This is a genomic window from Actinoallomurus sp. NPDC052308 (genome assembly GCF_040679195.1).
GTDB classification, from domain to species: domain Bacteria; phylum Actinomycetota; class Actinomycetes; order Streptosporangiales; family Streptosporangiaceae; genus Actinoallomurus; species Actinoallomurus liliacearum.
The window spans coordinates 124,852-148,737 of the sequence record NZ_JBFAUM010000004.1 but is presented as its reverse complement, the minus strand read 5'-3'; the positions used below and the strand labels follow the sequence as shown (position 1 = coordinate 148,737).

The window sequence follows — 23,886 nt, the reverse complement described above, 5'->3', positions numbered from 1 at the left end:
GTTCCCGGAGGAACCTTCCTCCGCATCGACGACGTCTTACCTGGCATGTTCGCGACATTGACCGGGCTTGGTCTGTCCGCATCGGCCGGTCTGAACGCCTATATCCCGATCCTGGTGGTCGGCCTGCTCGCCCGCTTCACCGACGTGATCGTGCTGCCGCACCAGTTCGCGTGGATGTGCAACGGATGGGCGCTCACGGCCGTGGCGGTCCTGCTCGCCGCGGAAGTCGTTCTCGACAAGGTCGCCGTCGTCGACCATGTCAACGACGCGATACAGACATTCGTACGGCCTGCGGCCGGCGGTGCCGCCTTCGCGGCCTCGGACGCGGCCGCGCGGATCGACCACTCCGGGTGGATGGCCGATCACCCCTGGGTGGGCTGGGCGCTGGGCATCGTCGTCGCGCTGTGCGTGCACCTCACCAAGGCCGGCGTGCGTCCCGTCATCAACGTCGGCACGGTCGGCGTCGGAACGCCCTTCGTGAGCGCGGCGGAAGACGCGATGTCACTGGTGGTGAGCCTTGTGGCGCTCCTGGTCCCAGCGGTCGTCATCGTGTTCCTGATCGTGTTCGTCCTGATCGGATGGCGGTTGACGCGAATGGTTCGGAAGCGGCGTAAGCGAAAGAAGTCGATGAGCGGAACGCCCAGCGGAGCCGTCGACAGCTGATCCATGAGCGCTGGGATCGCCGCCCAGCCTGGATGGGCGCTCCGCCTGAGTCACCCGCGCGCGCCGATCTCGGGCGCGGCCCCGCTGTTTAACCTGGCGTGAACACCGCAGGCGCGATCATTGCGTCGCAGGCGGGCGGCGATCGTGCCGACCGCCGCCACGATGGCGGGGGCCCGCCTCGGCGGGCCCTTGTGCGGCGGGTCCCACCGGCCCCTTCTCCGTGGCCAGAGTGTGGCTCCCGCGCCATCCGCGCGCGCCGTTCGACCAGACAGACAGAGGGAGAGCGAATGCCTTCCAGCCGCCGTGCCGTGCTCGCGGCCATGGCAGCAGGCGCGCTCGCCGGATGCGCGGGCCCGGCGAGGACCAGGGACGGCGCGTCCGCCTCCGGTCGGCCTGGCGCCGGGACCGGAAGCGGTACACCGAGCCGTACCCCGCGCATCACCGGCTCGGCGGCGGCGCCCGCGGTGACACGTGCCGACATCGTGGCTCGCTACGACCGTCGCAAGCCGCGTACCTGGGGTTTCGACGCGCCCGGCGTGGTGCACGCGCTGCCCACCACCCAGCGCGTCATCGCGCTGACCTTCGATGCCTGCGGCGGGCCAGGCGGCAGTGGCTACGATCGCAAGCTGATCGACTTCCTCCGCAGGCGAGGGATACCGGCGACCCTCTTCCTCAACTCCCGCTGGATCGACGCCAACCCCGCGATCTTCCGCCGGCTGGCCGCCGAACCGCTGTTCGAAATCGCCAATCACGGCACCCGGCACCGCCCGCTGTCGGTCACCGGGCGGTCCGCCTACGGCATCGCCGGCACGCGCAACGCCGGAGAGGTGTACGACGAAGTCGCCGGGAACCACGTGAAGCTCAGCCGCCTCTTGGGCGCCCCGCCGCGGTTCTTCCGGTCCGGCACCGCGTACTGCGACGACATCGCGGCACGTATCGTCACCGACCTGGGGGAGCGCTTCGCCGGCTTCACCGTCAACGGCGACGCGGGCGCCACCTTCACCCCCGAAGAAGTCCGTCGAACCGTTACCGCCGCCCGCGGCGGCTCCATCGTGATCTGCCACATGAATCAGCCGACGGGTGGGACGGCCCGGGGCATCGCGGCGGCCGTTCCGCACCTGCTGGCCTCCGGGTACCGCTTCGTCCGTCTCTCCGACGAACTGCACTGACCGGCCACCGACTCCCCGCCACGCGGCACGAGCCATCATCGATACCCGAACGCCGCTGACGTCTTCCCGCGCGGAGCGTCATGCGGCCGAGGCGAGGAATCGGTCGATCTCGTCGCGGTCGGGCGCCGTCGCCGGGCCCTGCCGCGTCACGGCGATCGCGGACGCGGCGTTGGCCCGTCGCGCGGCCTGTACCGGCGGCAGGCCGTCCGCCAGCGCGGCGACGAACACGCCGACGTGCGCGTCGCCGGCGCCGTTGCTGTCGATGGCTGCTACTTCGAAGGCGGGGATGTGCCGGATGCCGGAGCCGGGGGTGTTGAGAAGGCAACCGTCCGGGCCCATGCGGACCACCACACCGGCTCGGCCGGTGCGCCCGGCCAAGGCGATGGCCGCCGGCTCCGGGTCGGCCTCGCCGGTCATGGCCATGGCCTCATGGAGATTGCAGCTCCACCAGTCGGTGCGTGCGAGCACCGGCTCGAGGACGGCGGCGGGGATGTCGGCGACGAGCGGGCCGGGATCGACGACCACGGTCGCGTCGTCGGGCAGTGTGCCGAGCCAGCGCGCCAGGGCGGTGCGGTTGGCCGGGAAGACCAGCCCGTAACCGGAGACGTAGATCGCGTCGGTCGCGTCGACGCGTATCCCGGCGAGTTGTTCGTAGGTCAAGGTGGCCTCCGCCCCGACACTGGTGGCGAACGTTCGTTCCCCGCCGCCGTCGACGAGCGCGACGTCGAAACCGGTGTCGACGCCGGCGGTCGGCTCCTGGAGGATCGAGACGCCGGCCTCGGCGAGGCGTGCGCGGGTGAGTTCACCGAACGGTCCGCTGCCGTGCGCGCCGCCGTACGCGACGGGCAGGCGCTGGCGGGCGGCCGCGACCATGACGTTGTACCCGCCTCCAGGCGTGACCTGACTGGAGGTGGCGAGGACGTCTCCGCCGGCCTGCGGCAGCGCGGGGATGTTCATGACCAGGTCGATCAGCACGTTACCGACGTGAACCAGCCGCTCGATCGGGGAGTTCACGAGGCGGCCCCGCTCACGGACCGGGCCGGTTCGGTCACCCGTGCGGCGCGGGCGGATCCCCTCGCGACGTGAAGGAGGAGGTAGATGGCGGCGGCGACGGCGAAGGAGATCAGCCAGCCCAGGCCGTTGCGGGCGGGCCAGGTCTTCGACAGCGGTCCGGCGAACCACACGTCGGTGTCGGACGTCTCGGCGACGGTGAACAGCAGGCCGGTGGCGATGCCCGCGACCCACGCGACGAAGGCGGACCATGCCACACCGCCACGGTTCCAGTAGACGCCGGCGCGGGTGGTGTCCATCAGTCCGGCGGGGTCGTAGTCGCGCCGGTTGATCATGTCCACGAGGAAGACGGCGACCCAGGAGGTGATGGCGACGGCGAGCAGTGAGATGAAGGTGATGAACGGACCGTAGAAGTTCTTGGCGATGAGCATCAGGTAGACGCCCCCGGCCAGGGTCAGCACGACGTCGATGCCGACGGCGACGGTGCGACGGAGCCGGACGCCCAAGGTGATCATCGTGAGGCCGGCCGAGTACACGGACAGGTGGTTGGACAGCAGCAGGCCGCCGAAGGCCGCGAGCAGGTACGGGATGGCCATCCAGGACGGCAGCATCGCCTGGATCGCCGCGACGGGGTCGGAGGCGGCGGCGAGCGTGTGGTCGCCGGTCGACAGCAGCCCGCCCAGCGTGATGAGAAGGACCAGCGGGATGCCGGCGCCGGCCGAGGCGGCCGCCACGATCCGGCCGCCGGAGACTCGGCGGGGCTGATAGCGCGCCATGTCGGCGCCGGCGTTCGCCCAGCCGATGCCCGTGCCGCCGGCGATGATCCCGATTCCGGCGATCATGGCGCTGGCCGGTGCGGCGTGGGCGTGCAGGACCGCGTGCCAGTGCACCTTGGTGACGAGGAACCCGGCGACGACCAGGTTGAGGGCGCCGAAGACGTACGTCGCCTTTTGCTGGATCCACACCAGGGTGGCGTGGCCGAGGCCGGACACCAGAAGGGTGAGGGCCACGAAGGCGAGCAGGCAGACGATGGTGAGCGCCCAGTTCGCCCCGACTCCGAAGGCGATGTGCAGGATGGCGAGCAGCGCGTACGCGGCGGTGGTCGTGTTCACCACCTCCCAGCCGACCCGCGACAGCCAGGACACCAGCGTCGGGCCCCGGTTGCCCCGGGGGCCGAAGACGGCACGCGACAGGGTCATGCTCGGCGCCCCGCCCCATTTGCCGGCGACGCTGATCAGACCCACCAGGGCGAACGAGCCGAAGGAGCCGATGGCGCCGACGAGCAGCGCCTGCCAGATGTTCAGGCCACGCAGGGCGACCAGGGTCGCGCCGAGCGGCAGCGCGAGGATGGAGATGTTCGCGGCGAACCACACCCAGAAGAGTTGAAGCGGGTTACCGCGGCGTTCGTCGTTCGGTACCGGTTCGATGCCGCGGGTTTCGACGGCACCGACCTTGTTGTCGCTGGCGCTTGGCATGGGAGGACCCTTTTCTTGGCGCTGTGTGGGGGAGGGGCCGGTCACGGACGCAGCGCGAGCAGCCGACCCGCGAGGTCGTCGAGTGGGAGCGCGTTCACCGCGCGGATCGTGTCGATGGCGTCGCTGGGAAGGCACTCGACGCCGTGGCACGCGCCGGCGATGGCGCCGGCGATCGCCGCGATGGTGTCGCAATCACCGCCGAGGGACGCCGCCCACAGGCACGCCTGCCATGGGTCGTCCGGGTACACGGCCAGGACCGCGAACGCGGCCGGCACCGACTCCTGGGTGGCCAGGCTCGTGCCGACGAGGCGATAGATGTCGTCGGCGGCGGCCTCCGCGGGCCGGCCGGCGACGAGCTCGGTGGCCCACCGTATGCGGGAGGCGATGTCGGCGGCGGCCACCCAATGACCGCGGCGGACGCCGACCGTGGCGGCCTCCGCCGCGTAACGGGTGGCCTCCTTCACGTCGGCTCCGTCGATTCCCGCGCTGACCGCCGCCGCGACGGCCGCCGCACCGGCCAGCGCGACGCTCGTGTTGTGGGTCACCGAACTCGCCTCGACGACACTGTCGACGAGCGCGGTCAGGTCGCTCCCGGCCGTGATCCCGACCGGTGCGATCCGCATGGCGGCACCGTTGGTGTCGCCATAGCGGCCGGCCTCCTCGACCGGCGCGCCCGCCGCGACGGCGGCCACCGCGCGCTTCGTCGATGGGCCGAGCAGGTCCAGCGATCCGCGGCGGCGCATCTCCTCCTCCCATTCCAGGAGGGATCGGGCCAGCACGACGGGGTCCACATGGCCGGCGCCGTCGATCAGCAGTCGTGCGAGGAGAAGGGCCTGCTCGGTGTCGTCGGTGACGGATCCCGCGGGCATGCCGGCCGCGAGGGGGTGATCGGGTGCCGCGGGAAGGAACCCGGTGAGCACGCCGTAGGCGTCCTTCACCTGTTGCCGGGAGAGCGACTGCGTCGGCATGCCGAGTGCGTCGCCGATCGCCAGGCCGTACAGGGTCCCGCTCGCACGTTCCTCGGCCCGCGTCACGATTCGCTCCCGAACCGCACGTGCAGTTGGAACCGCAGCGGGTCGAGCAGGCTTTCGACGTGTTCCACGAGTTCCCCTGTCGCGGTCCAGGAGACGCGGCGGGCCGTCAGGAACCACTCACCGGCCGGGCGTCCCAGTTCGGCGGCGTCCGTCTCGTCCAGGGGCCCGGCCGACACCCATTCCTCGCCGCGATCGGCGAGGAGGCCGACGGAGGCCAGGGTGGCGGTCAGCGATCCGCCGATCAGGCCGTGGGCGGGCAGGTCGAGCAGACCGTCGACGCCGGGGATCCTGCTGCGCTCCAGCGACACCGCCGGCCCATGTGTCAGCGTGCGTACGCGGTCGATGGCGAAGAACGACGGCGAGTCCACGCCCAGCCGCTCGGCGAGCTCCGGATCGTCCACCCGCTCCAGGCGCAACAGCTTCGTCTCGGTGGACACGCCCTGGTCGGCCAGTGCTCTGGCCCAGCCCAGGCGGTCGTCGAGCGGCCGCCCGTCGAAGGTGACGAACGAGCCCCTCCCGGAGTGGGTGGCGATGAGGCCTTCCCTGCTCAGCTCGGTCAACGCGGAGCGGATCGTGTTGCGACTGACCGAGAACCGGGCCGCCAGCGCGTGCTCGCCGGGCAGTCGGCTGCCGCGCTTCAGCCGGCCCGTACGGATCTCACGCGCCAGAGTCTCCGCGATGCTCTGGTGCTTGAGTACATGCACGTCGTCGGCCATGTTCACCCCTGTTCTAAAACCTGTCCAAACATGTTCAGCGCAGGCTACGCTCAAGAAGCCGGTTCGACAAGGGGCCGGCGCCGGGGCCAGTCCCTGATCCGGGACCGGCTCGCCGCCATCGCCGAACCCGGCCGCTTCGAAATGTGCCGTCACCTGCTCGGCGAGCCGATCACGACATCCGAGCTGGCCGTCCGGATGGGCATCTCCGAGCCTCAGGTCTCCGGCATCTGAAGCGCCTGCGCCAGGTCGGTCTGGTCACCTCACGCCGTGAGGGCCGCATGATCTACCACCGCCTGCACGCCCAGCTGCTTCTGGGACTGGGCTCCGACGTACTGACGACGATCATGCGTTGACGTCGCGCGGACGCGGCGAGGCGGCGCCGCCGAAGCCCCGGGGGACGCTACATCAGCCCCGCATCGTGCCGGCCGTCCCATGAGACATGGAGCACGGTGACGTCGCCATGAGGCCATGGGTGACCATGGTCGGCGGGCACCACTTGCAGGTCGTTACGAAGGTGATCGTGCAGGCGGCCGGAGTTCAGGATGTCGGGCGAGAGCCGGGCTCCGTCGCTGCTGACGACGATCTCCTCGACCGGGCCGAATTCCCCCGAGGCCGGATTCAGTTCGGCGAACGCCCCCACGGACGGGTTGTTCCACGCGTCGGGCGAGCCGAGAAGCGCCTCCTGCGCGGACCAGCGCTCACGGTCACCCGCACCTGGATGTTCGCGTAGCCAGCCGTCCCAGTCGCGTCGTGCCGCCGGTGTCAGCGCGTCGCCCGTCACGGAGCGCCAGGAGCGCTCACGGAGCCATACCTCGCTGTCCGCGCTGATGACCCATCGTCCGGATGGAGAGGTCATCGACAGATCGACGACCGCGCACGTCGCCATGGGCTGCCGGAACGGACCGTGTGAGGGAACGTGCAACCGGCGATGAGCCGCTTCGATGCCGTCCAGGGCGCTCGGGCGGCGCCGGAGTTCGGCCGCGAGGGTGTCAACGGCGTGGTGTCCCATTTCGGCGGCGTCCGCGCCGTTGTTCGCGTTCACCGCCGCGTCCATCACCGCGACGCGGAGCATCGTGTTCGGTAGAGGAGAGACAACATAGTGGTCCAAGCTGGATGCGCCCGGGTGGATCGGCTCAGCCCACACGGATATCCGCCAGGGACCGTAACGCAGTTCTCCACGCACGGGTGACCACCCCGGCACCTTACGCATGTCGTGGACCGCCACCAGCGCACGCTGTGCCGTCATGGCCATGTGATCCTCACCTTCCCTCGGCATGAACACCAGGTGACTACTGTCCGGCCGGGAGGTATATGGGCACACGACCGTCCGGGAAGCCTCGGCGCGCGGCTGGAAAAGCGTCTACCGCCATAGGCGCATGGCCAGGATTCGACCCTTCGTCGAGGCGCGTCTGGCGCGGCTCGGCGCCGCCGCGGTCAGGCGAGGAGGCGGTCCACGGCGGCGTGCAGGTCGGCCGGCGTGATGACGCCCACGGCTCGGACGATGTTGCGCTCATCGACGAGCACGTTCGTCGGGACTCCGCGGATACCGACCCGGGCCGCGTACGTGCCGGTCTCGTCCAGCAGCACGGTTCCTTCGATGCCCCACACGCTCGCGAAGTGGTGTGCTTCACGGCGGGCGTCCCGGCTCTCCCACACGTTGATGCAAATGATCTCCAGCCCCGACCGGGCCGTACGGCGGCGCAGTTCCTCCAGAACCGGTGCCTCCGCGTTGCAGGGGCCTCACCAACTCGCGAAAAAGTTGATCACGTATTTCTTCTCCGCCCACTCCCGGGTGGTGCGGATCCGCCCGGTGCGCAGGTCGGGCAGCGCGAAGTGGGGGAGTGCGCACCCGATGGCCGCGTGCCTCGTCGGTGGCGCCGGTCCGGGCAGCCACGGCCGGTCCACGATGGTGAGCGTGCCGCTCCCCGCGTTGGACACCAGCAGGCGGCCCGTGCCGGCTTCCACGACGCAGTCGCCGGGCCCGTATTCGACCTGGATCCGGTGGGTCTCGGTGCCGGTTTCGGTGTCGAGCACGCTGATCGTGCCGGCCCCCCGGTTGCACGCGTACACCCGGCGGCCGTCGCGGGAGGCGGCCAGGCCCACGGGAGCCCGCTCGACCGGGAACCGCCCGCCGATCCGCCCGTCGGTGAGTGAGAGCAGCGTGACCGTGTTGTCCAGCGAGTTCGCCACGTACAGCCGGTCGAACGCCGTGTCGACGATGACCTTGCAGGGTCCACGTCCCACGGGGATCCGACCGAGCGGGCGCAGGGTGGTCGCGTCGAAGACGGTGAGCGACGCGGCCATGAAGTTCGCGCAGTATCCACGGCCGCGCCGCAGGTCGATCGCGATGCTGCCGGCACCGAGTTCGGCGGGGATGGAACCGACCGGCTCGAGGCGATCGGCGTCGATCACGCTGACCGTGGATCCGGCGGTGTCGCCACAGAAGATCCGCCGCAGACCGGGATGGTGTCCCAGACCCGCCGGATAGGACCCGACACCGATCTCCGTGAGCCGGTCCCCGGTCCGCGCGTCCAGCACGGTGACGGTGTCGGACCGGGCGTCGGCGGTGAACAGCCGGCCGGTCGGAGCGTCGAACACGATCGGGATGGGTTCCCGCCCGACGCCTGCGTGCCATATCGGCGTCACCCGGTCGAGGTCGATGGCGGTCACGGCGTTGCTTCGTGAACACGCCACGAACGCACGCCCTTGCCCGTCGACCGCGATGGCCTCCGGTCCCATGCCGACTCGCAGGTGCGCCAGGACGCGGTGAGTGCGATCGAGCCCGCACGACGCGCCTGCCACCGGCTCCCCGGCGTCCATAGGGCTACGCGTAGCCCGCCGAGCGGCACCGAAACAGGGCCGCACGCAAAAAGAAGGACGATCGTCGGCGACGCGCCGTGTCCGGCCCGGCGCCAAGGAAGCGGATCCGGTCGCGCGTTCGGCGTCCTTCACGGTGTTCCGGGAAGAACGATGACGGCCGGCCGCCGGTGGGGGCTGATGCCACTCGGGGCCGGCCGTCACGGTTGAACCGGCGGGCCGGTCAGGCGGTGGCCTCCACCAGGGCGTTGACCTCCGGGAGGACGGCGTCCGAGACCTGGATCCGTCGTTCGATCAGCCCGTTGGCGTAGAACAGGTCGGCGGCCCGCTGCTGTTCGGCGATGAAACCGTCGTCGACGGGGCGCAGCCCCCATGGCCGGGTGCGGAGCGCGTGCTCCCAGGCATCCAGATCCCCGCCGTCGTCGGCGGCGAACAGTTCGGCCGCGGCACGCGGGTTCTCGCTGGTCCAGGCGTCGGCCTCCTGGAGCGCGGCGACGATCGCGGCGAGTTCGTCCCCCCGCTCGGTGGCGAAGGACCGGCTCGTGAACCAGAGCGATCGGTGGCTGAACAGCCCGTCCGTCTCGATCACCGTACGGACCGGTGCCCGCTCCTCGACCTCGGTGAGGTACGGGTAGGAGCCGACCCAGGCGTCGACCTTCCCGTTCAGGAAGAGCTCCGCGGCGTTGCCGTAGGCGTCGACCGGCTCGATGTCACTCCACGTCAGCCCGGCCTGTTCCAGGGCGAACAACAGCAGTGTGGTCTGCCAGGAACCGTGGCCGAGCGCGACCCGGCGGCCCTTGAGGTCGCGCGGTGTGGTGATCGGTGAGTCCGCCGGCACGACGAGCCGGCCGTTCTCGACGCGCGGTCCGGAGACGGCGACATAGACGACGTCGTGGCCCTTGGCCTGGGCGGTGACGGGCGGTGTCGATCCGGTACCGATGAAGTCGTACCCGCCGTCGAACAGGTGGTCGCCGTGGGCCGAGGGCAGGCCCTCGGTGGGCGCCGGTCGCTCGCCGGCGGGCAGGGACCGCAGGTCGACCCACTGGACGTCGGGGATGGCACGTTCCAGGATGCCGCGGTGCCGTAGCACCCACAGCGAGTTGTTCTGCGGGAAGAAGCCGACGCGCAGGCTCATGACAGTCGTCCTTTCAGCAGGGGCAGTACGTGACGGCCCACCCGGCGGGCCTCTTCCAGATGGGGCACTCCGGCGAGGATGAAGGCGTCCACGCCGAGGCCGATCAGTTCGTCCAGACGCTCGGCGACCTGGTGATAATCGCCGACGAGCCCGAACAGCGGACCGGGCCGGAGCCGGTTGAAACCGCCCCAGACGTTGGGCTGGACCTCCAGGTCGCGGAAGGAGTCACCGGCTCCGGCGGTGAAGGCCTGGCCGCGCCGCCAGCCGACCGACTCGCTCGCCTGCGGTGTCCGCTCGGCCTCGCCGATCCGCTCCCACCCATGGCGGATCTCCTCCCATGCCTCCTCCTCGGTCTCCCGGGCCAGGACGTCGACCCGTACCGCGAATTTCGGCGGCGTGTCGGCGTGCCTGCGGACGAGGTCGAACTTCTCGGCCAGGGCGTCGAACGGTTCCAGCCAGGACAGGTAGTGGTCGGCGTGGCGCCCGGCCGCGGCGATGGCGGCCGGCGAGGAACCGGAGAAGTAGATCTCCGGGAACGGCTGGCCGCGCAGTTCCTCGGGCAGCACCGCGCCCTCGACCCGGTAGAAGCGGCCGTCGTGGTCGTACGGGCCGTTCCACACGCCCTTGAGGACGTCCAGGAACTCCGAGGTCCGGGCGTAGCGATCGTCGTGCTCGACCTTGTCGCCCCACCAGAGCTGCTGGGGCCCGCCACCGCCGGAGATGATGTTGTAGACCACCCGGCCACCGGTGGCGGCCTGCAGGCTCGCCGACATCCGGGCCGCCTGCACGGGGTGCAGGAACCCGGGCTGGAAAGCGATCATGAAGCGGTACGCGCGGGTCTCCCGGGCGAGCGCGGCCGCCGCGGCCCACGGATCGTCCGTCTGCGGGAAGGACGGCATGAGGCCACCGACGAACCCGGACTGTTCGGTCGCCCACGCGACCTCGGACATGTAGTCCAGTGGCCCGTACCCGTCCGGCCCGCCCTCCCGCCTGCCGGGACCGAGGCTGCCCGGCAGGTACGGCCCGAAGCCGCCGCGGGTGATGTCGCCCAGCCGCAGGGCCGGGGCGTCGCCCTCCATGGCGATCCGCCAGTAGATGTCAACCGGCATGCTCGATCTCCTTCTCCAGCAGCGGCAGCACGCGCTGCCCCAACCGGTAGGTGTCCTCTGCGGGAGCGGCCAGGTCGAGGAGGAACTCGGTGATGCCGCGTTCGCGATGGCGCCGGATCTCGTCGGCGAGTTCGCGTTCGGCCCGGTCGGTGGCGGCGAGCGGGGCGGGAACCGTGAGGCGTACGGCGGGTGCGACGCCCTCGGGGACCAGGGCCGGATCGTCCCCGGGGTCGAAGATGTGAACGTCGGCGTGGCGGGCCGACAGTTCCAGGGCCGGCGCGGACCTGCCGGACAGGTACACGCGTGGGAACGGCCGCGGCGTCCGCGAAGGGGGCAGCCCGCCGTCGAGCACCTGGAAGTACTCGCCCTCGTAGGTGTATCCCTGCCGGTCCCAGACGCCCTTGGCGGTGGTGAGGAACTCGTCGGCGCGCGCGTAGCGTGCCGGTCCTTCGAGGAAGTCGCCGTGGGCGCGGGCCACCGCGGGGTCCAGGTCGACGAGGAGCCGCCACCCGAGCCGTGCGCCGGTGTACCGCTGCAGCGAGGCCGACAGCTTCGCCGCGTAGACCGGGGTCGCGATCGCGGGATGGAACTCGGCGATCACCTCGATGTGCCGTGAGTCGCGCAGCAGTTCGGCCGCCACGATCAGCGAGTCGCGACCGCCGGGGTCGAACGGCACCAGCGCCCCGTCCCATCCGGCCAGTTCCGCGCCGCGGCCGACCAGGTGGTGTTCGCCCTGATGGCCGGGCGGACGCAGGTCGGTCACGACCTCGGGCAGCACCACCGGGGTGCGGCGACGGGTCGGCACGACCACGTGGAAGCGGGTCATCTCACTGCTCCTTCCGAGGCCGTCGGCATCGGCCGGTGATCCGATTCGCCGTGTCGTTCGGGTGGCACTCCGCCGCCCTCCGGCGCCGCCGCCTCGCGAACGCCGAGATCGGCGAGCAGCCGGCGGCGCAGCGCCGTGAAGGACGGGTCGGTGACGTCCCGGGGCCGGTCCCCGGTGACCGTCTCGTCCGTGACGAGGCTTCCGTCCTTGAGCACGGCGACCCGGTCGGCGAGCCGGACCGCCTCCTCCACGTCGTGGGTCACCAGCAGCACGGCCGGCCGGTGGGTGCGGACGAGCTCGCCGACGAGGTCCTGCATCCGCAGCCGGGTCAGCGCGTCCAGGGCGGCGAACGGCTCGTCGAGCAGCAGCAGTTCGGGCTCCCTGACCAGGGCACGCGCCAGCGCCACGCGCTGGGCCTCCCCGCCGGACAGAGTGTGCGGCCAGGCCCGCGCGTGCTCGGCCAGGCCGACCTCGGCCAGGGCCCGCAGCCCCCGGTCCCTGACCTCCGCCGTACGCTTCAGGCCGACGAGCACGTTCCCGAGAACGCGCTTGGACGGGATCAGCCGGGGTTCCTGGAAGACGATGGTGCGGACCTTCGGCACCAGCACGGTCCCGGAATCCGGGCGTTCCAGCGCGCCGAGGATCCTGAGCAGCGTCGTCTTTCCCGTTCCGCTGGCGCCCAGCAGCGCCACGAACTCTCCCCGCCGGATGTCGAGGTCCAGGCCGTCCAGCACCGAGCGCGAGCCGAAGGTCCGGCGCAGCCCCTCGACGTGCACCGCGACGCTCATCGTGCCTCCCCTCGCGGGCGCCAGGGCATCAGCACCCGTTCGGCGCCGCGTGCGACCAGGTCGGCGACCAGCCCGAGCAGCCCGTAGATCAGGACGCAGACCGACAGGATGTCCGTGCGCGAGAAGCTCTGCGCCTGGGTCATCAGGTAACCGAGTCCGGAGGTCGAGTTGATCTCCTCGGCGGCGATGAGGGCGATCACGCTGAGCGTCATGGACAGCCGGAATCCGGCCAGCAGTGACGGCAGCGCCCCGGGCAGCACGACCTCCCGTACGGTCGCCCAGCGGCCGAGCCCGAAGGAGTCCATCGCCTCCACCAGCCGCCGGTCGACGGACCGTACGCCGCTCGCCGCGGACACGTACATCGGGAACGTGGTGGCGACCGCGATGAGGATCACGCGGGCCGTCTCGCCGATGCCGAACCAGACCATGAACAGCGGCACCAGCGACAGGAACGGCAGCGCCCGCAGCAGTTGCAGCGGCGAGTCGAGCAGTTCCTCTCCCAGCCGGGAGAAGCCGGTGATCACCCCCAGGACGAGTCCGGCGGTGAGTCCGCAGGCCAGGCCCAGCACGGCTCTGGTGAGGGAGACCCGGAGCGCGGCGGTGAGCTGACCGTCGGCCCACAGTTCCCGGGCCGCCTTGGCGACGGTCGCCGGCGAGGCCAGTACGTCCGCGCTCAGCACCCCGGTGGCCGAGGCGATCCACCACGCGGCGACCAGCGCCACCGGCCCGGTGACGCGCAGGCCGAGCGTCAGGCCGCGCCGGCGTGGCCGCGAAAGGCGGGGCCGCGGCGCGACCAGTCCGGGGTAGGCGACGCTCACGACCCGCTCCCGGCGAGGGACAGGACGTGGGGCTGTACGTCCACCGTCGTCGGGATGATCTTCTGCTCGGCGAAGAAGCGAGCGACCTCTCCGAAGTCGGTCACGTTCGACGAGCCGATCCGGTCCGGCGCGGCGGTCTGCGCGAGATCCTGGAGGGTCAGTTGGCGCGCGGTGCCGCTGACCGCCTGCGGCCCCGCGTCGGTGAAGACGTTGACGTAGGAGGCCGGGTTCTGGGCCTGCCGCCCCCCGGCGTCGTGCAGGTACTGGTAGAACGCCTGGACGACGGCGGGATGCGCGTCGGCGAAGCCGTTGCGCACGGCCCAGACCGAGTAATTCTGGGAGCCGATCTGCCCGCCGCTGACCAGGAAACGCGCGCCGGTCGAGGCGATCTCGGGGATGGAGTAGGTGGACCATACGGCCCACGCGTCGACCTGACCGGAGTTGAAGACCGGTGCCGTCTGCGCCGGGTTCAGGTAGACACGGGTCACCCGGTCGGCCGGAACCCCCGCCGAGGCCAGCGCCTTCAGCAGCAGGTACTCGGCGGTGCCGCCCTTGTTGACCGCCACCTTCTTACCGGCGAGGTCGCGCACCGAGGCGATCGGCGAGCCCTTGCGGACCAGGATCCCCTCTCCGGTCTTGTTCGGGGCGATCTGCGCGAACAGCTTGAAACCCGGATGCTGAGCGAGCGCGGCGATCGCCGAGGTGATCGAACCCTGCGCGACGTCGAGCTTGCCGGCGTCGAGTTCCTGCGCGGCGGGTGCGAACGGACCGGAGCTGCCGGTCCAGGCGACCTTGGTGTGCGCGGCGGCGAGCGCCTTGGCCAGGCTGCCGTCCTTCTTGCCCAGCGCCAGCACCCCCGCGTTGCCGGGGTCGGGGATCCTGATGGTGACGGTCGAGTCGCTCGCCGAGTCGTGCTTCGACGAGCCGCCGCACCCGACGGCGGTCAGCAGGAGGGCGAGGGCTCCGGCCAGCGGGGCGGCGAAGAGGCGTGTCATGGCTGTTCCTCGGTGATGAAGGGGAGGCGGGCGGTGAGCGCGCGCGCCTCGGTCAGGGGTGCGGGGTCGGCCCAGGCGGTGACGTCCACCGGGGCGTCGTGGAATCCGTGGCGGCGCAGGAAGTCCTCTTGCTCGGCCAGCAGGGCGAGGCGGTCGTCGTCGAGGGTCGCGTGCAGGTGGCGGTGGTAGTCGCCGCGGTAGGCGGCGGCCACTCCGACCGGTCCCGAGCCGGTCTCCGCCTGCAGGATCCGCCCGACCTCGGCCGCGTGGTCCTTGGCCCAGTCGGCGGCCCCCAGCAGTACGGCGAGGAACCGGACGACCAGCTCCGGATGGTCGTCCAGCAACCGCTGGTCGACCGTGATCGGGCGAGGGGTGCCGTTGTTGATCCGCGACCGGGGATCCGGGAGCGCGTCCAGATCGATGGCCACCTCGGCGCCGTATCGCGCGGCGGTCTCCACGGCCACCGCGCCCTTGGTGTAGACGGCGTCCACTCGCCCGTCGCGCAGCGCGGCCAGCTCGGTCTCCCATTGACCGGGCCGGTCGCCTGCGAGTTCGACCAGCTCACAGTCGTCCAGGCTCAGCCCGGCCTGCCCGAGGGCGCCGTCGAAGCCGCGCAGCGCCATCGCCCGCCAGAAGTCGATCTCTATCGCGCGGCGCGGGACGGCCAGCCGGCGCCCCTTGAGGTCCGCCGGGCCCTCGATCCCCGAATCGGGCCGCCCCACGATGACCTGCCGTTCCTCGATCCACGTCAGGCCGATGAGCCGGGTCGGCGCGCCGTTCGAGCGGGCCCAGAGCGCGGGGACGTTGCCGCCCTCCCGGATCAGGGTGGCGAGGCGATGCCGGAAATGCTCGCCGCGTACGCCCTCGGCGTCGGCCTCCTGCAGGGAGCGGACGGTGACGCCGTCCCGGGCGAACTCGGCGGTGAGCCAGCCGCGGTCGGCGGCGATTCCGGTGGCCGTGGGCACGGGACAGCGGGTGAACCAGAGCGTGGTGGGAGGAGCGGTGACCATGACCGCGAGGATTCACCACTTTTCCTACCTATTCAACATAGATCCCATGATGTGGGAAGATCTCTCCTAAGTCTCGTGAGTACGCGCACCGTGTCGCCGGGACATGAGGAGATGGTTGCTGTGATGTGGGCAGGTCGCCGATGCCCGTGACCAAAGGATCCACGGGCGCTCAGGCGGTGCACCGGGCCCTCAACGTGCTCGAGTGCTTCCGCGACAACGCGCAGGCGATCAGCGCCTCCGACATCGCCCGCCGGCTCGGTCTCAGTTCCTCCACCGCGCACCGTCTCGCGCAGGCCCTCGCCGGAGCCGGCTTCCTCGAACGGGACCTGCTCACCGCGCGGTACCGGCTGGGGCCGGCCGTCCTCGAACTCGGCCTGCTCTCCTACCACCAGCGCGGGCTGCATCAGGTCCTGCCGGAGCTGGACCATCTGTCGGAGCTCACCGGTGCCACCGTCGACCTGGCCATCCGCAGCGGGCGACACGCCGTCCTGGTCGCCGGCGGCACCGTGCGGCGGAGTTCCGCCGGCGTCGGACTGCGCCGCCCGCTGTACTCCACCGCGCTGGGCAAGGTGCTCCTGGCCTGGGCGCGTCCCGGCGACGACGACATGTCCGACGTCGGCCCGCTCCGCCCGCTGACCGACCGCACCATCGTCGACCCGGCCCGGCTGCGCGCCGAGATCGACCGAGTACGGGCGCGCGGTTATGCCCTCAACGACGGGGAGTCCGCCGAAGGCGTTCGCACGGTCGCCGTTCCGCTGCTCGACCGCACCGGGTACGTCCGCTTCGCCCTCGCCGTACGCTCGACCCCCGAGGTGATCAGCGACGCCCGCATCCCATGGCTCCTCACCAGGGCCAGAGCCTGCGTCCGGGCCCTGGAGGTGCTCCTGCTCACCCCCGCCGAACGCGGCCACGCCGACCCGGAGCCGACGCCCTGAGCGGGGAGACCGCGGATCCCGGATCGCCCGGCCATGATCAGGTACGGATCGTCAACGGACCTGGCAAAAGCCCCTGAGGCGCGGCCGTACGGCGGGGTGGACGTGATGACGTCGATCTCTGAGTCGAACTCACAAGGAGCTCAGATGATCAAATCGCTCGGCCGATGCGCCGCCGCCGTCGCGACGGCGGTGCTCGCGGCCGGTGGCCTCGGCGCCGCATGGCAGACGACCGCGCGGGCCGCCGCGTTCTCCGCGGCGTTCACCTGCAACATCGGCGACCTCGGGCAGACCGCGGCCGTCCTCAACGGCTGGCTGACCCCGCCCGGGAACACCTACGACGGGCCGGCGCGCTTCTGGCTGCACATCTCGAATCTGAACCTGCAGGCGCCGTTCCCGATCGACTCGTGGAGCGGCGCCGCCTGGGTCAACGTCACCGGCACCGAGAACACGACCTTCCAGGTGGCCGGCTCCGGGGGCGCGGTCCCGGAGCAGGGCGCGCTGGCCGGCGACCTGGCCGGTGACTGGGCGCCGGCCGTGGCCGGAACCCACCTGCTGAGCGTCGGCGGCCTCGAGATCACCGCCAACAGCTCGCAGGCCGGCAGCGTCGCCGTCCAGTGCGTGCCGAACGGCACACCGATGGCCGAGGTCCTCCAGGTCGCCGCTCCGTACCGCGGGCAGTGGGTCCGCCCGCCGGCTCCGCTCTTCCACGTCGGACCGTGGTATCGCCCGGGCATGATCCTCCAGCGCCCCGTGTGGGTCCGGCCGGGCGGGAATCGTCCCGACTGGAACGGCCCCGGCTGGTACCACCCGCCGGTGTACAACCGGCCGGTCGGCCCGGGAGGCGGCTGGTACCACCCCGGCCCGATCCACCACGGCGGCTGGTCGCGCCACCGCTAGTCCGAGGTCTCCGGGTCTCCTCGGCGACAAGATCTTTTATGCTCGGCTCGCGGTGCCGTAGCAGTCGCCGAGGATCGGACAGGAGCGGACATTGGCCAAGACCTATCGCGTAGGAGCCGGCACGAGGTTGGTGAACCTCGTCTTCCGGGCGATGACCCGCCTCGGGTTGGGCAAGGGCTATCGGCACGTGCTGACCGTGCGGGGCAGGAAGACCGGCCAACCGTATTCCATTCCGGTCGACGTCATGCGGAACGGCGACCAACGATGGCTGGTGGCCGCATACGGCATCGCCAACTGGGTGCACAATGCCCGTGCGGCAGGGGAGGTGCAGATCGCCAGAGGCCGTTATCGAGAGACCCTGCGGGTCGCCGAGCTGGCTCCCGAGGACAGCGTTCCGGTTCTCCGGCAGTACCTGCGCGAGGTGCCCGTCACCCGGGCGTACTTCGACGTCACGCTCGACTCGACCGACGAGCAGTTCGCCGCCGAGGCGGCTCACCATCCGGTGTTCCGGCTACTACGACCTGGCGACGGATCCGTACCGGCTGACCAATAAGCTCGACCGGGCACCGTGCGTACGCGGGCGGGCCGCGATCACTCAGCCGAGCGGAAAGAGCCATGTCCCATTCATGCTGCGCCCCCGGCCGCGAGCCGGAGCAGACCCATGTGATCGCGGTTGAGCGGTCGCCGGTGCCACGCCACCGGCGAATGATCGGACTTCCCGGCGGCTCCTTCCTCATGGGCACCGACGACCGGGAGGGCTTCCCGGCCGATGGTGAGGGCCCGGTCCGCCGAATCGAGCTGAGCTCCTTCCACATCGACGCCACAGCGGTGACGAACGCGCAGTTCGCCGGGTTCGTCAAGGCGACCGGATACGTCACCGACGCCGAGCGCTTCGGATCCTCCTTCGTCTTCGAAGGCTTCCTGAACGCGGACCTGAAACGCGTTTCACCGTTGGTCGACGCCGCTCCCTGGTGGCGCGCCGTCACCGGCGCGTTCTGGAAGCATCCTGAGGGGCCCGGCTCGTCCATCACCGCCAGACAGCACCACCCCGTGGTGCACGTCTCCTGGAACGACGCGCAGGCCTACTGCGCCTGGTCGGACACCCGGCTGCCCACCGAAGCGGAATGGGAGTACGCGGCGCGGGGCGGCCTGGAGCAGCGCCGCTATCCGTGGGGGGACGAGCTGTCACCCGGAGGACGGCACCTGTGCAACATCTGGCAGGGCGACTTCCCGATCCTCAACACCGGCGAGGACGGCTACCTCGGCACCGCGCCGGCGAAGTCCTTTCCGCCCAACGGTCATGGCCTGTACAACGTCGTCGGCAACGTCTGGGAATGGTGCGCCGACTGGTTCAGCGTCGGCTTTCACCGCACCGGCCCGCGCAGGGACCCCGCCGGACCACCCGACGGCTCCGACAAGGTGATGCGCGGCGGCTCGCACATGTGCCACGCGTCGTACTGCAACCGGTACCGCGTGGCGGCCCGTTCCGCCAACACTCCGGACAGTTCCGCGGGGAACATCGGCTTCCGCGTCGCACGTGGCCGACCGCAGGTCCTCGCCTCCGCCGGCGCCGAACCCTCATGGCCGACCGGGCGGTGAGAGCCGCCATCGCCTCATGAACCCGGCCGGTGGCGCAGGAGGCCACCGGCCGGAGCGGCGGTTCAGTCGCGGTAGGTGTGGAGGTAGTCGAACCGGGCGACGGCACCAGGCGTGTTCATCGAGACCAGGCCGATCCTGAGCCTGCCCTTGATCGGCAGTGTCCATACGCCGTTCTGGACCCAGTGTTCGCCGTCCCTGCTGGTCGCGGCGCGTACCTCGTTCTCGTCGTGCGTCACGTCGGCGTGGTACGAGAGCCGCAGCCACATGGTGTCGGCGGTGGGACCGCCGAACATGGGAGCGTTGGCCACGGCGGTCGGCGGGGTGGTCGTGGGCTGCTCGCCCTCTTTGCCGAACTCGCTCACCTGGAGAACCGCGCCGTTTCCGTTCTGCAGCGGGAGCGCCGAATGCACCATCTTGAACCAGCGATCGTCGTTCTCGTACAGCACGATGCCCGCCTGCTGGGCCGGCCGGTCCGGCGCGAACCGGATCTTCGTCTCGACGGTGTAGTCGCCGGCCGGCGCGTCGCGCAGCAGGACCGACGCGCGGTTGTCGCCGAGGTACAGGTCCCCGTCCTGACTCGGCCACGACAGCGTGCCATCCGTCATGGTGATCCCGGCGGCGGGGCCGCGCACCCACTGCCACGGCGAGCCGCCGGTCGTGCCGGGGACGGTCGTCCCGTCGAACTCGTCGCTGTAGGCCGGGAGCAGCGCCCCGGGTGCCGGTTCGGGTACCCGCCGCGTCACCGGCGTGTACAGCGCCGTCGCGCCCACATTGTCGGCGGCCGCGCCGTCGCCGCGCGCGGCCGCGCCCACCGCGCCGGGCCGCACCGCGGCTTTGGGCAGGTCGCGACTCTGCCGGGCCGACGCGTCGCGCAGCCGGTCGCCGCTCACCTGCACGGTCATCCGGGTGCCGCGCACCTCGACCGTCACGTTGTGCCACGTGTCGAACCGGAAGCCGGCCGGCAGGGGCGTCACCGACTCACCACGGCTCCTGCCGCCGATCACCACATCGGTCACCAACGCGCCGCGGCTCGCGTCGAGCCACGCGACGACGTGGTTCTCGCGGTTGACGTAGCCGATCGTCAGCCCGGCCGCGCCGGTTCCCGAGGTCACCCGCAGGTCCGCCTCCGCGCGCAGCCGGGCGGGTGCCCGGCCGGCCGACACCAGGTACGCGTCGCCGTCGTGGGCCGCGCGCCCGTGCCCGTCCGGGGCCGCGTCGTGGGTCGCGTACCCGTGCCCGTCCGGGGCGTCGGCGAGCCGCCAGCCGGCCGTTCCGGCCCCCTCGGCGTGCCAGCCCGCGAGGGAGCCGTCGTTGAACGCGCCGCCGGCGCTCCAGGTCGTCACCGGTCCGGGCTGGTCGCCTTCGGACGGTCCGGCTCCGGCCCGGACCACCGGCCAGCCGTCGATCCAGTCCAGCCGGTCGATCAGCATCGGCCGTCTGGTCAGCTTGAGGGTGCCCTGCGCGGCCGGTTTCAGGTCGGGATCGTCGGACGGTATCCCGTGGTAGACCAGCCAGTCCTGGCCGGACAGGTCGGTCTGGATCCCGTTGTGGCCCGGTCCGATCCATCGGTTGCCGTTCGCCCCCACCACGATGCCGCCCTTGGTGGTCAGGGACATGAGGTCGACGCCTTCGGGGTCGGTGAACGGTCCCGTCGGGCTGGTGGCGCGGCCGACCTTGACCTGGTAGCCGCTGTAGGCGCCGGAGCAGCACCCGGCGTCGGAGTAGAACAGGTAGTAATAGCCGTCTCGCTCGACGACGTATCCGCCCTCGACCCGGCGCCCCCGGGCGACCTGTGTGACCGGGCCTTCGACGCGGGTCAGCGCGGCGTTCATCTTCGCCACGCAGATCGTGTCGTAGCTGCCCCAGTACATGTACGGGGTGCCGTCGGTGTCGGTGAACTGGGCCTCGTCGATGTTGCCGGTGGGGCAGCCGCTCGGCGAGGGAAGCACGGCTCCCTCGTCGCTCCACGGTCCGGTGGGGGTGGGCGCCGTCACCAGACCCACGGTGTTCCGGCCGGGCACCGCGAAGTAGAGGTAGTACCGGCCGTCGACGTAGCGGATGTCCGGAGCCCACAGCCGCGAGTGATCCTGCCAGGCGGGCTGGGTGGCCGGGGTGAAGACCTCACCGGCGTACTGCCAGTGCGTCATGTCACTGGAGCGCAGGATCGGCAGCATGCGCTCACCGTCCTCGCCCTTGCTCTGGAAGACGGGGTTCTGCGTGCCGTACGCGTACCAGAGCCCGTCCTTGCCGTGGATCATCGTCGGGTCGGGGAAGGTGTCGACCACGCCTGCCGTCACCGGGTTGGCGTAGGTGCCGGCCGGGGCTCGCGTCGCCTGCGTGGCCGGGGCCACCGCACCGGCCGGAGGCGCCGGTGTGGTGGTGAGCAAGCCGACGAGAACGGTGGCCAGGCCCAGCCCGGCGGTGAATCTGCCCGTCATGTGGTCGTTCCCTCCGTTTCGAAGGCGCTCAACGTGGGGTCGTAGTCCGAGGCGCCGATGTCGTACATCGGCGTCATCCAGTGGTAGAAGTTGTCGCCGCGCTCGCGGAGGAGGTCGTACAGCCTGCGCATCAGGAGCCGCCGGACCGGGTGCAGCTCCGGATGCGCGTACCGGTTGACGAGCTCGTGCGGATCGGCCACCAGGTCGTACAGCTCGTTGACCGACTCGGGATTGACGACGAGCTTGTAGCGCTCGTCGCGGATCATCCGCTGCGGGTGGGGGAAGTGGTGGCCGTGGAACTCGGCGGTCAGCTCGGTCCGCCAGGCGGGGTGCCCGCCGCGCACCAGCGGCAGCAGGCTGCGGCTGTCCACGGCGGGGGAGGGGTCACAGCCCGCGAGCTCCAGGATCGTCGCCGTGCAGTCGGTGAGTGTGACGAACTCGTTCCTGACCTGCGGTGTCTCGCCCGGGACGCGCACGATGCCGGGGATGCGGTAGATGTCCTCGTACATGGCGGGCCCCTTGTCGTGCAGCCGGTGCGCGCCGGTGAACTCCCCATGGTCGGCGGTGAAGAAGACCGATGTCCGGTCGGTGAGGCCGAGTTCGTCCAGCCGGGTGAGTATCCGGCCGATCTGCTCGTCGATCAACGTGACATAGCCCCAGTAGACCGCGATCAGCTTGCGCGTCACCTCGATCGGCATCGTGTCGAACGTCCAGTGCGCGCTGTAGTTGCGCTGTACCGGCGGCTTGCCCTCGAAGGTCTCGGCGATCGACGGGGGAAGCTCCACGAGGCCCGGGTCATAGCGGTCGAAATAGTCATCGGGCAGCAGGTACGGCAGGTGCGGCCCGAAGAAGTGGGTGGCGAGGAAGAAGGGTCTACCGTCCTCGGCGTACCGCTCCAGGTGCTCGATCGCCCGGGTCGCCAGGTAGTGCTCGAACGTCGCCTCCACCGGCTGGTGCAGCCGTGCGGCCAGCAGGTTGCCCGGATTGCCGTTGGGCGTCGTTCCCCGGATCGGATCGGAGATGCGGTACGGCGGAAGGTCGCGTTCTCGCAGGTAGTCGAGGTATTCAGGGTGGTCGACCGGGTTGTGCCAGCCGGGCAGGTCGGGCCCGTCGAAACCGTACGACGCGGCGTTGCGGCGGGTGCCCGCGTGCCACTTGCCGATCAGGCCGAGCTGGTAGCCCCTCGCCCGCAGCGCGGCCGGGAAGGTGAACGCGTCCGCGCGGAGGTCCTCCAGGTAGCCGACGTTGCGTTCCTGGTTGGCGAGCACCCGGTGCCGGAACGGCGACTGCCCGGTGAGCAGGCTGGCCCGCGCCGGCGTGCAGATGGCCGTCGGTGTGTAGCACCGGTCGAACCGGGTGCCGGTCGCGGCCAGCCGGTCCAGGTTCGGCGTGGCCACATGCGGGTTGCCGTACGCGCCCAGCGTGTCCACGCGGTGCTGGTCGGTCATCAGGAACAGGAGGTTCACCGCCCGGCCGCCTTGGTGTAGAGGTCGCCGGTGTAGTAGGTGGCCGGGTCGGGAGCGGACTTGAGCTGGCCGGTGCCGACGAAGAAGTTCGCCAGTCCGTTCAGCCACTTGGTGACGGTGCCGTCCTTGGTCTTGGCGACGAGGTCGGCGGTCGTCATGGTCTGCACGTTGGCGGCGTCGGCTTTGACCTTGGCCTGGTCGACTTTCAGCAGGCCGGCGGCCTCGGAGATAGCCTGGTCCGGATGCGCCGCGCGCCAGTCGTTGGCCTGCTGCAGCACCGTGAGCACCTTGTCGGTCAGCGCGGTCTTGGTCTTGGTGCCGGACACGAACGCGGTCGGGAAGGAGGTGTCCGGGAAGTCCTTCTCCCCCGCGAGCTCCACCAGGCCCGGCACCTTCGTCTTGATCGTGCCGAGCAACGGGTACCAGATCCCCGCGCCGTCGATCTGACCCGAGGCGAACGCGGTGACGATGGTGGCCGGATCCATCGGTACCTCGCGGATGTCCTTGGCCGTCATGTTCGCCTTGCGCAGCGCGAGGTTGAGCACCATGTCGCCCGAGGTGCCCTTGGGCACCCCGACCTTCTTGCCCCGCAGTCCCTCGATGGAGGTGATGCCCGGGCGGGCGATGACCCGGTCGGCCGTGGTGAGCGTGTTGATCGCGACGACCTTGGCCTTGCCGGAGGCGGGCAGCCACATCGCGCCCGGGCCGATGTAACCGAAGTCGAGGTCGCCCGCGCCGAGCGCCGTGATCTGCAGCGGTCCGTTGGTGAAGACCTTCACCTCTGGAGTGAGCCCCTGCTTCTTCCACAGCCCCTGCTTGGCGGCGATCGCCAGGAGGCTCGCGCCGTTGTAGTCGGCGATGTAGCCGAACCGGACCTTCGTCCCGTTGTCGGAGCACGCGGTCACGGACGGTGCCAGCATGGTCACCGCGACGACCGGCATGAGGGCGCGACGTACTACACGCATGATGAAGAGGTCCTTTCCCG

At 70.9% G+C, this 23,886-nt stretch carries 24 protein-coding genes; 7 read left to right on the top strand and 17 right to left on the bottom strand.

Annotated features, from left to right (window positions below; all coding sequences use genetic code 11):
- The first annotated feature begins 57 nt into the window (after positions 1-57).
- Both AB0L00_RS15285 and AB0L00_RS15280 read left to right on the top strand, forming a co-directional pair.
- A complete protein-coding gene (locus tag AB0L00_RS15285) occupies positions 58-663 on the top strand; it encodes a DUF4126 domain-containing protein (protein WP_364433617.1) in 606 nt (201 codons plus the stop codon).
- A gap of 287 nt (positions 664-950) precedes the next feature.
- A complete protein-coding gene (locus tag AB0L00_RS15280) occupies positions 951-1,832 on the top strand; it encodes a polysaccharide deacetylase family protein (protein WP_364433614.1) in 882 nt (293 codons plus the stop codon).
- A gap of 78 nt (positions 1,833-1,910) precedes the next feature.
- Here AB0L00_RS15280 and AB0L00_RS15275 read toward each other — a convergent pair whose 3' ends face one another.
- From AB0L00_RS15275 to AB0L00_RS15260, 4 genes are read right to left on the bottom strand one after another with little or no spacing between them, the layout of a single operon-like run.
- Complete coding sequence (locus AB0L00_RS15275) at positions 1,911-2,846, bottom strand: PfkB family carbohydrate kinase (protein WP_364433611.1); 936 nt, start codon at positions 2,844-2,846, stop codon at positions 1,911-1,913.
- Positions 2,843-4,318, bottom strand: coding sequence for a cytosine permease (locus AB0L00_RS15270; protein ID WP_364433608.1), 1,476 nt, complete (start codon positions 4,316-4,318; stop codon positions 2,843-2,845). Before AB0L00_RS15270 ends, AB0L00_RS15275 begins: the two co-directional genes overlap by 4 nt.
- A 41-nt stretch (positions 4,319-4,359) precedes the next feature.
- The gene (locus AB0L00_RS15265) at positions 4,360-5,352 is read right to left on the bottom strand and encodes an ADP-ribosylglycohydrolase family protein (protein WP_364433605.1); all 993 of its coding nucleotides are present in this window, start codon (positions 5,350-5,352) and stop codon (positions 4,360-4,362) included.
- On the bottom strand, positions 5,349-6,068 hold the full coding sequence (locus AB0L00_RS15260) for a GntR family transcriptional regulator (RefSeq protein ID WP_364433603.1): 720 nt from the start codon (positions 6,066-6,068) through the stop codon (positions 5,349-5,351). The genes AB0L00_RS15265 and AB0L00_RS15260 overlap by 4 nt, the downstream gene beginning before the upstream one ends.
- Positions 6,069-6,098: 30 nt before the next feature.
- Here AB0L00_RS15260 and AB0L00_RS15255 point away from each other — a divergent pair, with 30 nt between their 5' ends.
- On the top strand, positions 6,099-6,299 hold the full coding sequence (locus AB0L00_RS15255) for a hypothetical protein (RefSeq protein WP_364433600.1): 201 nt from the start codon (positions 6,099-6,101) through the stop codon (positions 6,297-6,299).
- A gap of 169 nt (positions 6,300-6,468) precedes the next feature.
- On the opposite strand, the gene AB0L00_RS15250 is transcribed toward AB0L00_RS15255, so the two are convergent.
- The 10 genes from AB0L00_RS15250 to AB0L00_RS15205 form a co-directional block, all read right to left on the bottom strand.
- Positions 6,469-7,140, bottom strand: coding sequence for a hypothetical protein (locus AB0L00_RS15250; RefSeq protein ID WP_364433597.1), 672 nt, complete (start codon positions 7,138-7,140; stop codon positions 6,469-6,471).
- Positions 7,141-7,502: 362 nt separating this feature from the next.
- Entirely contained in the window at positions 7,503-7,724 is a 222-nt protein-coding gene (locus AB0L00_RS15245) for a hypothetical protein (RefSeq protein ID WP_364433594.1), read from the bottom strand.
- A gap of 84 nt (positions 7,725-7,808) precedes the next feature.
- Complete coding sequence (locus AB0L00_RS15240; protein ID WP_364433591.1) at positions 7,809-8,738, bottom strand: YncE family protein; 930 nt, start codon at positions 8,736-8,738, stop codon at positions 7,809-7,811.
- A gap of 370 nt (positions 8,739-9,108) precedes the next feature.
- Positions 9,109-10,020, bottom strand: coding sequence for an ABC transporter substrate-binding protein (locus tag AB0L00_RS15235; protein WP_364433588.1), 912 nt, complete (start codon positions 10,018-10,020; stop codon positions 9,109-9,111).
- Positions 10,017-11,129 carry an LLM class flavin-dependent oxidoreductase gene (locus AB0L00_RS15230; protein ID WP_364433585.1) on the bottom strand — a complete coding sequence of 371 codons (1,113 nt, stop codon included), beginning with the start codon at positions 11,127-11,129 and terminating at the stop codon, positions 10,017-10,019. The genes AB0L00_RS15235 and AB0L00_RS15230 overlap by 4 nt, the downstream gene beginning before the upstream one ends.
- On the bottom strand, positions 11,119-11,955 hold the full coding sequence (locus AB0L00_RS15225; RefSeq protein WP_364433582.1) for an LLM class flavin-dependent oxidoreductase: 837 nt from the start codon (positions 11,953-11,955) through the stop codon (positions 11,119-11,121). The genes AB0L00_RS15230 and AB0L00_RS15225 overlap by 11 nt, the downstream gene beginning before the upstream one ends.
- Positions 11,952-12,743 (bottom strand): ABC transporter ATP-binding protein, encoded by a 792-nt coding sequence (locus AB0L00_RS15220; protein WP_364433579.1) that lies wholly within the window; start codon positions 12,741-12,743, stop codon positions 11,952-11,954. Before AB0L00_RS15220 ends, AB0L00_RS15225 begins: the two co-directional genes overlap by 4 nt.
- Positions 12,740-13,561: an ABC transporter permease gene (locus AB0L00_RS15215; RefSeq protein WP_364433576.1), complete on the bottom strand. Its 822-nt coding sequence runs from the start codon at positions 13,559-13,561 to the stop codon at positions 12,740-12,742. The genes AB0L00_RS15220 and AB0L00_RS15215 overlap by 4 nt, the downstream gene beginning before the upstream one ends.
- Positions 13,558-14,556: an NrtA/SsuA/CpmA family ABC transporter substrate-binding protein gene (locus AB0L00_RS15210; RefSeq protein ID WP_364433573.1), complete on the bottom strand. Its 999-nt coding sequence runs from the start codon at positions 14,554-14,556 to the stop codon at positions 13,558-13,560. Before AB0L00_RS15210 ends, AB0L00_RS15215 begins: the two co-directional genes overlap by 4 nt.
- The gene (locus AB0L00_RS15205; protein ID WP_364433570.1) at positions 14,553-15,566 is read right to left on the bottom strand and encodes an ABC transporter substrate-binding protein; all 1,014 of its coding nucleotides are present in this window, start codon (positions 15,564-15,566) and stop codon (positions 14,553-14,555) included. Before AB0L00_RS15205 ends, AB0L00_RS15210 begins: the two co-directional genes overlap by 4 nt.
- 146 nt (positions 15,567-15,712) lie before the next feature.
- Between AB0L00_RS15205 and AB0L00_RS15200 the strand changes: the two genes are divergently transcribed.
- The 4 genes from AB0L00_RS15200 to AB0L00_RS15185 all read left to right on the top strand — a co-directional run bounded on the left by AB0L00_RS15200 (position 15,713) and on the right by AB0L00_RS15185 (position 18,997).
- The gene (locus AB0L00_RS15200; RefSeq protein WP_364433567.1) at positions 15,713-16,501 is read left to right on the top strand and encodes an IclR family transcriptional regulator; all 789 of its coding nucleotides are present in this window, start codon (positions 15,713-15,715) and stop codon (positions 16,499-16,501) included.
- 144 nt (positions 16,502-16,645) lie between these two features.
- A complete protein-coding gene (locus AB0L00_RS15195) occupies positions 16,646-17,398 on the top strand; it encodes a hypothetical protein (RefSeq protein WP_364433564.1) in 753 nt (250 codons plus the stop codon).
- A gap of 91 nt (positions 17,399-17,489) precedes the next feature.
- Positions 17,490-17,951, top strand: coding sequence for a nitroreductase family deazaflavin-dependent oxidoreductase (locus tag AB0L00_RS15190; RefSeq protein WP_364433561.1), 462 nt, complete (start codon positions 17,490-17,492; stop codon positions 17,949-17,951).
- A 152-nt stretch (positions 17,952-18,103) separates the two neighbouring features.
- Complete coding sequence (locus AB0L00_RS15185) at positions 18,104-18,997, top strand: formylglycine-generating enzyme family protein (RefSeq protein WP_364433558.1); 894 nt, start codon at positions 18,104-18,106, stop codon at positions 18,995-18,997.
- Between the two features lie 62 nt (positions 18,998-19,059).
- On the opposite strand, the gene AB0L00_RS15180 is transcribed toward AB0L00_RS15185, so the two are convergent.
- Genes AB0L00_RS15180 through AB0L00_RS15170 form a run of 3 tightly spaced genes read right to left on the bottom strand, consistent with a single transcriptional unit; the run spans position 19,060 to position 23,866 of the window.
- Positions 19,060-21,435, bottom strand: a complete 2,376-nt coding sequence (locus AB0L00_RS15180; RefSeq protein ID WP_364433555.1) for a family 43 glycosylhydrolase — start codon at positions 21,433-21,435, stop codon at positions 19,060-19,062.
- Positions 21,432-22,901 carry a sulfatase-like hydrolase/transferase gene (locus AB0L00_RS15175; RefSeq protein ID WP_364433552.1) on the bottom strand — a complete coding sequence of 490 codons (1,470 nt, stop codon included), beginning with the start codon at positions 22,899-22,901 and terminating at the stop codon, positions 21,432-21,434. Before AB0L00_RS15175 ends, AB0L00_RS15180 begins: the two co-directional genes overlap by 4 nt.
- Complete coding sequence (locus tag AB0L00_RS15170) at positions 22,898-23,866, bottom strand: aliphatic sulfonate ABC transporter substrate-binding protein (RefSeq protein ID WP_364433550.1); 969 nt, start codon at positions 23,864-23,866, stop codon at positions 22,898-22,900. The genes AB0L00_RS15175 and AB0L00_RS15170 overlap by 4 nt, the downstream gene beginning before the upstream one ends.
- Positions 23,867-23,886 lie beyond the last annotated feature (20 nt).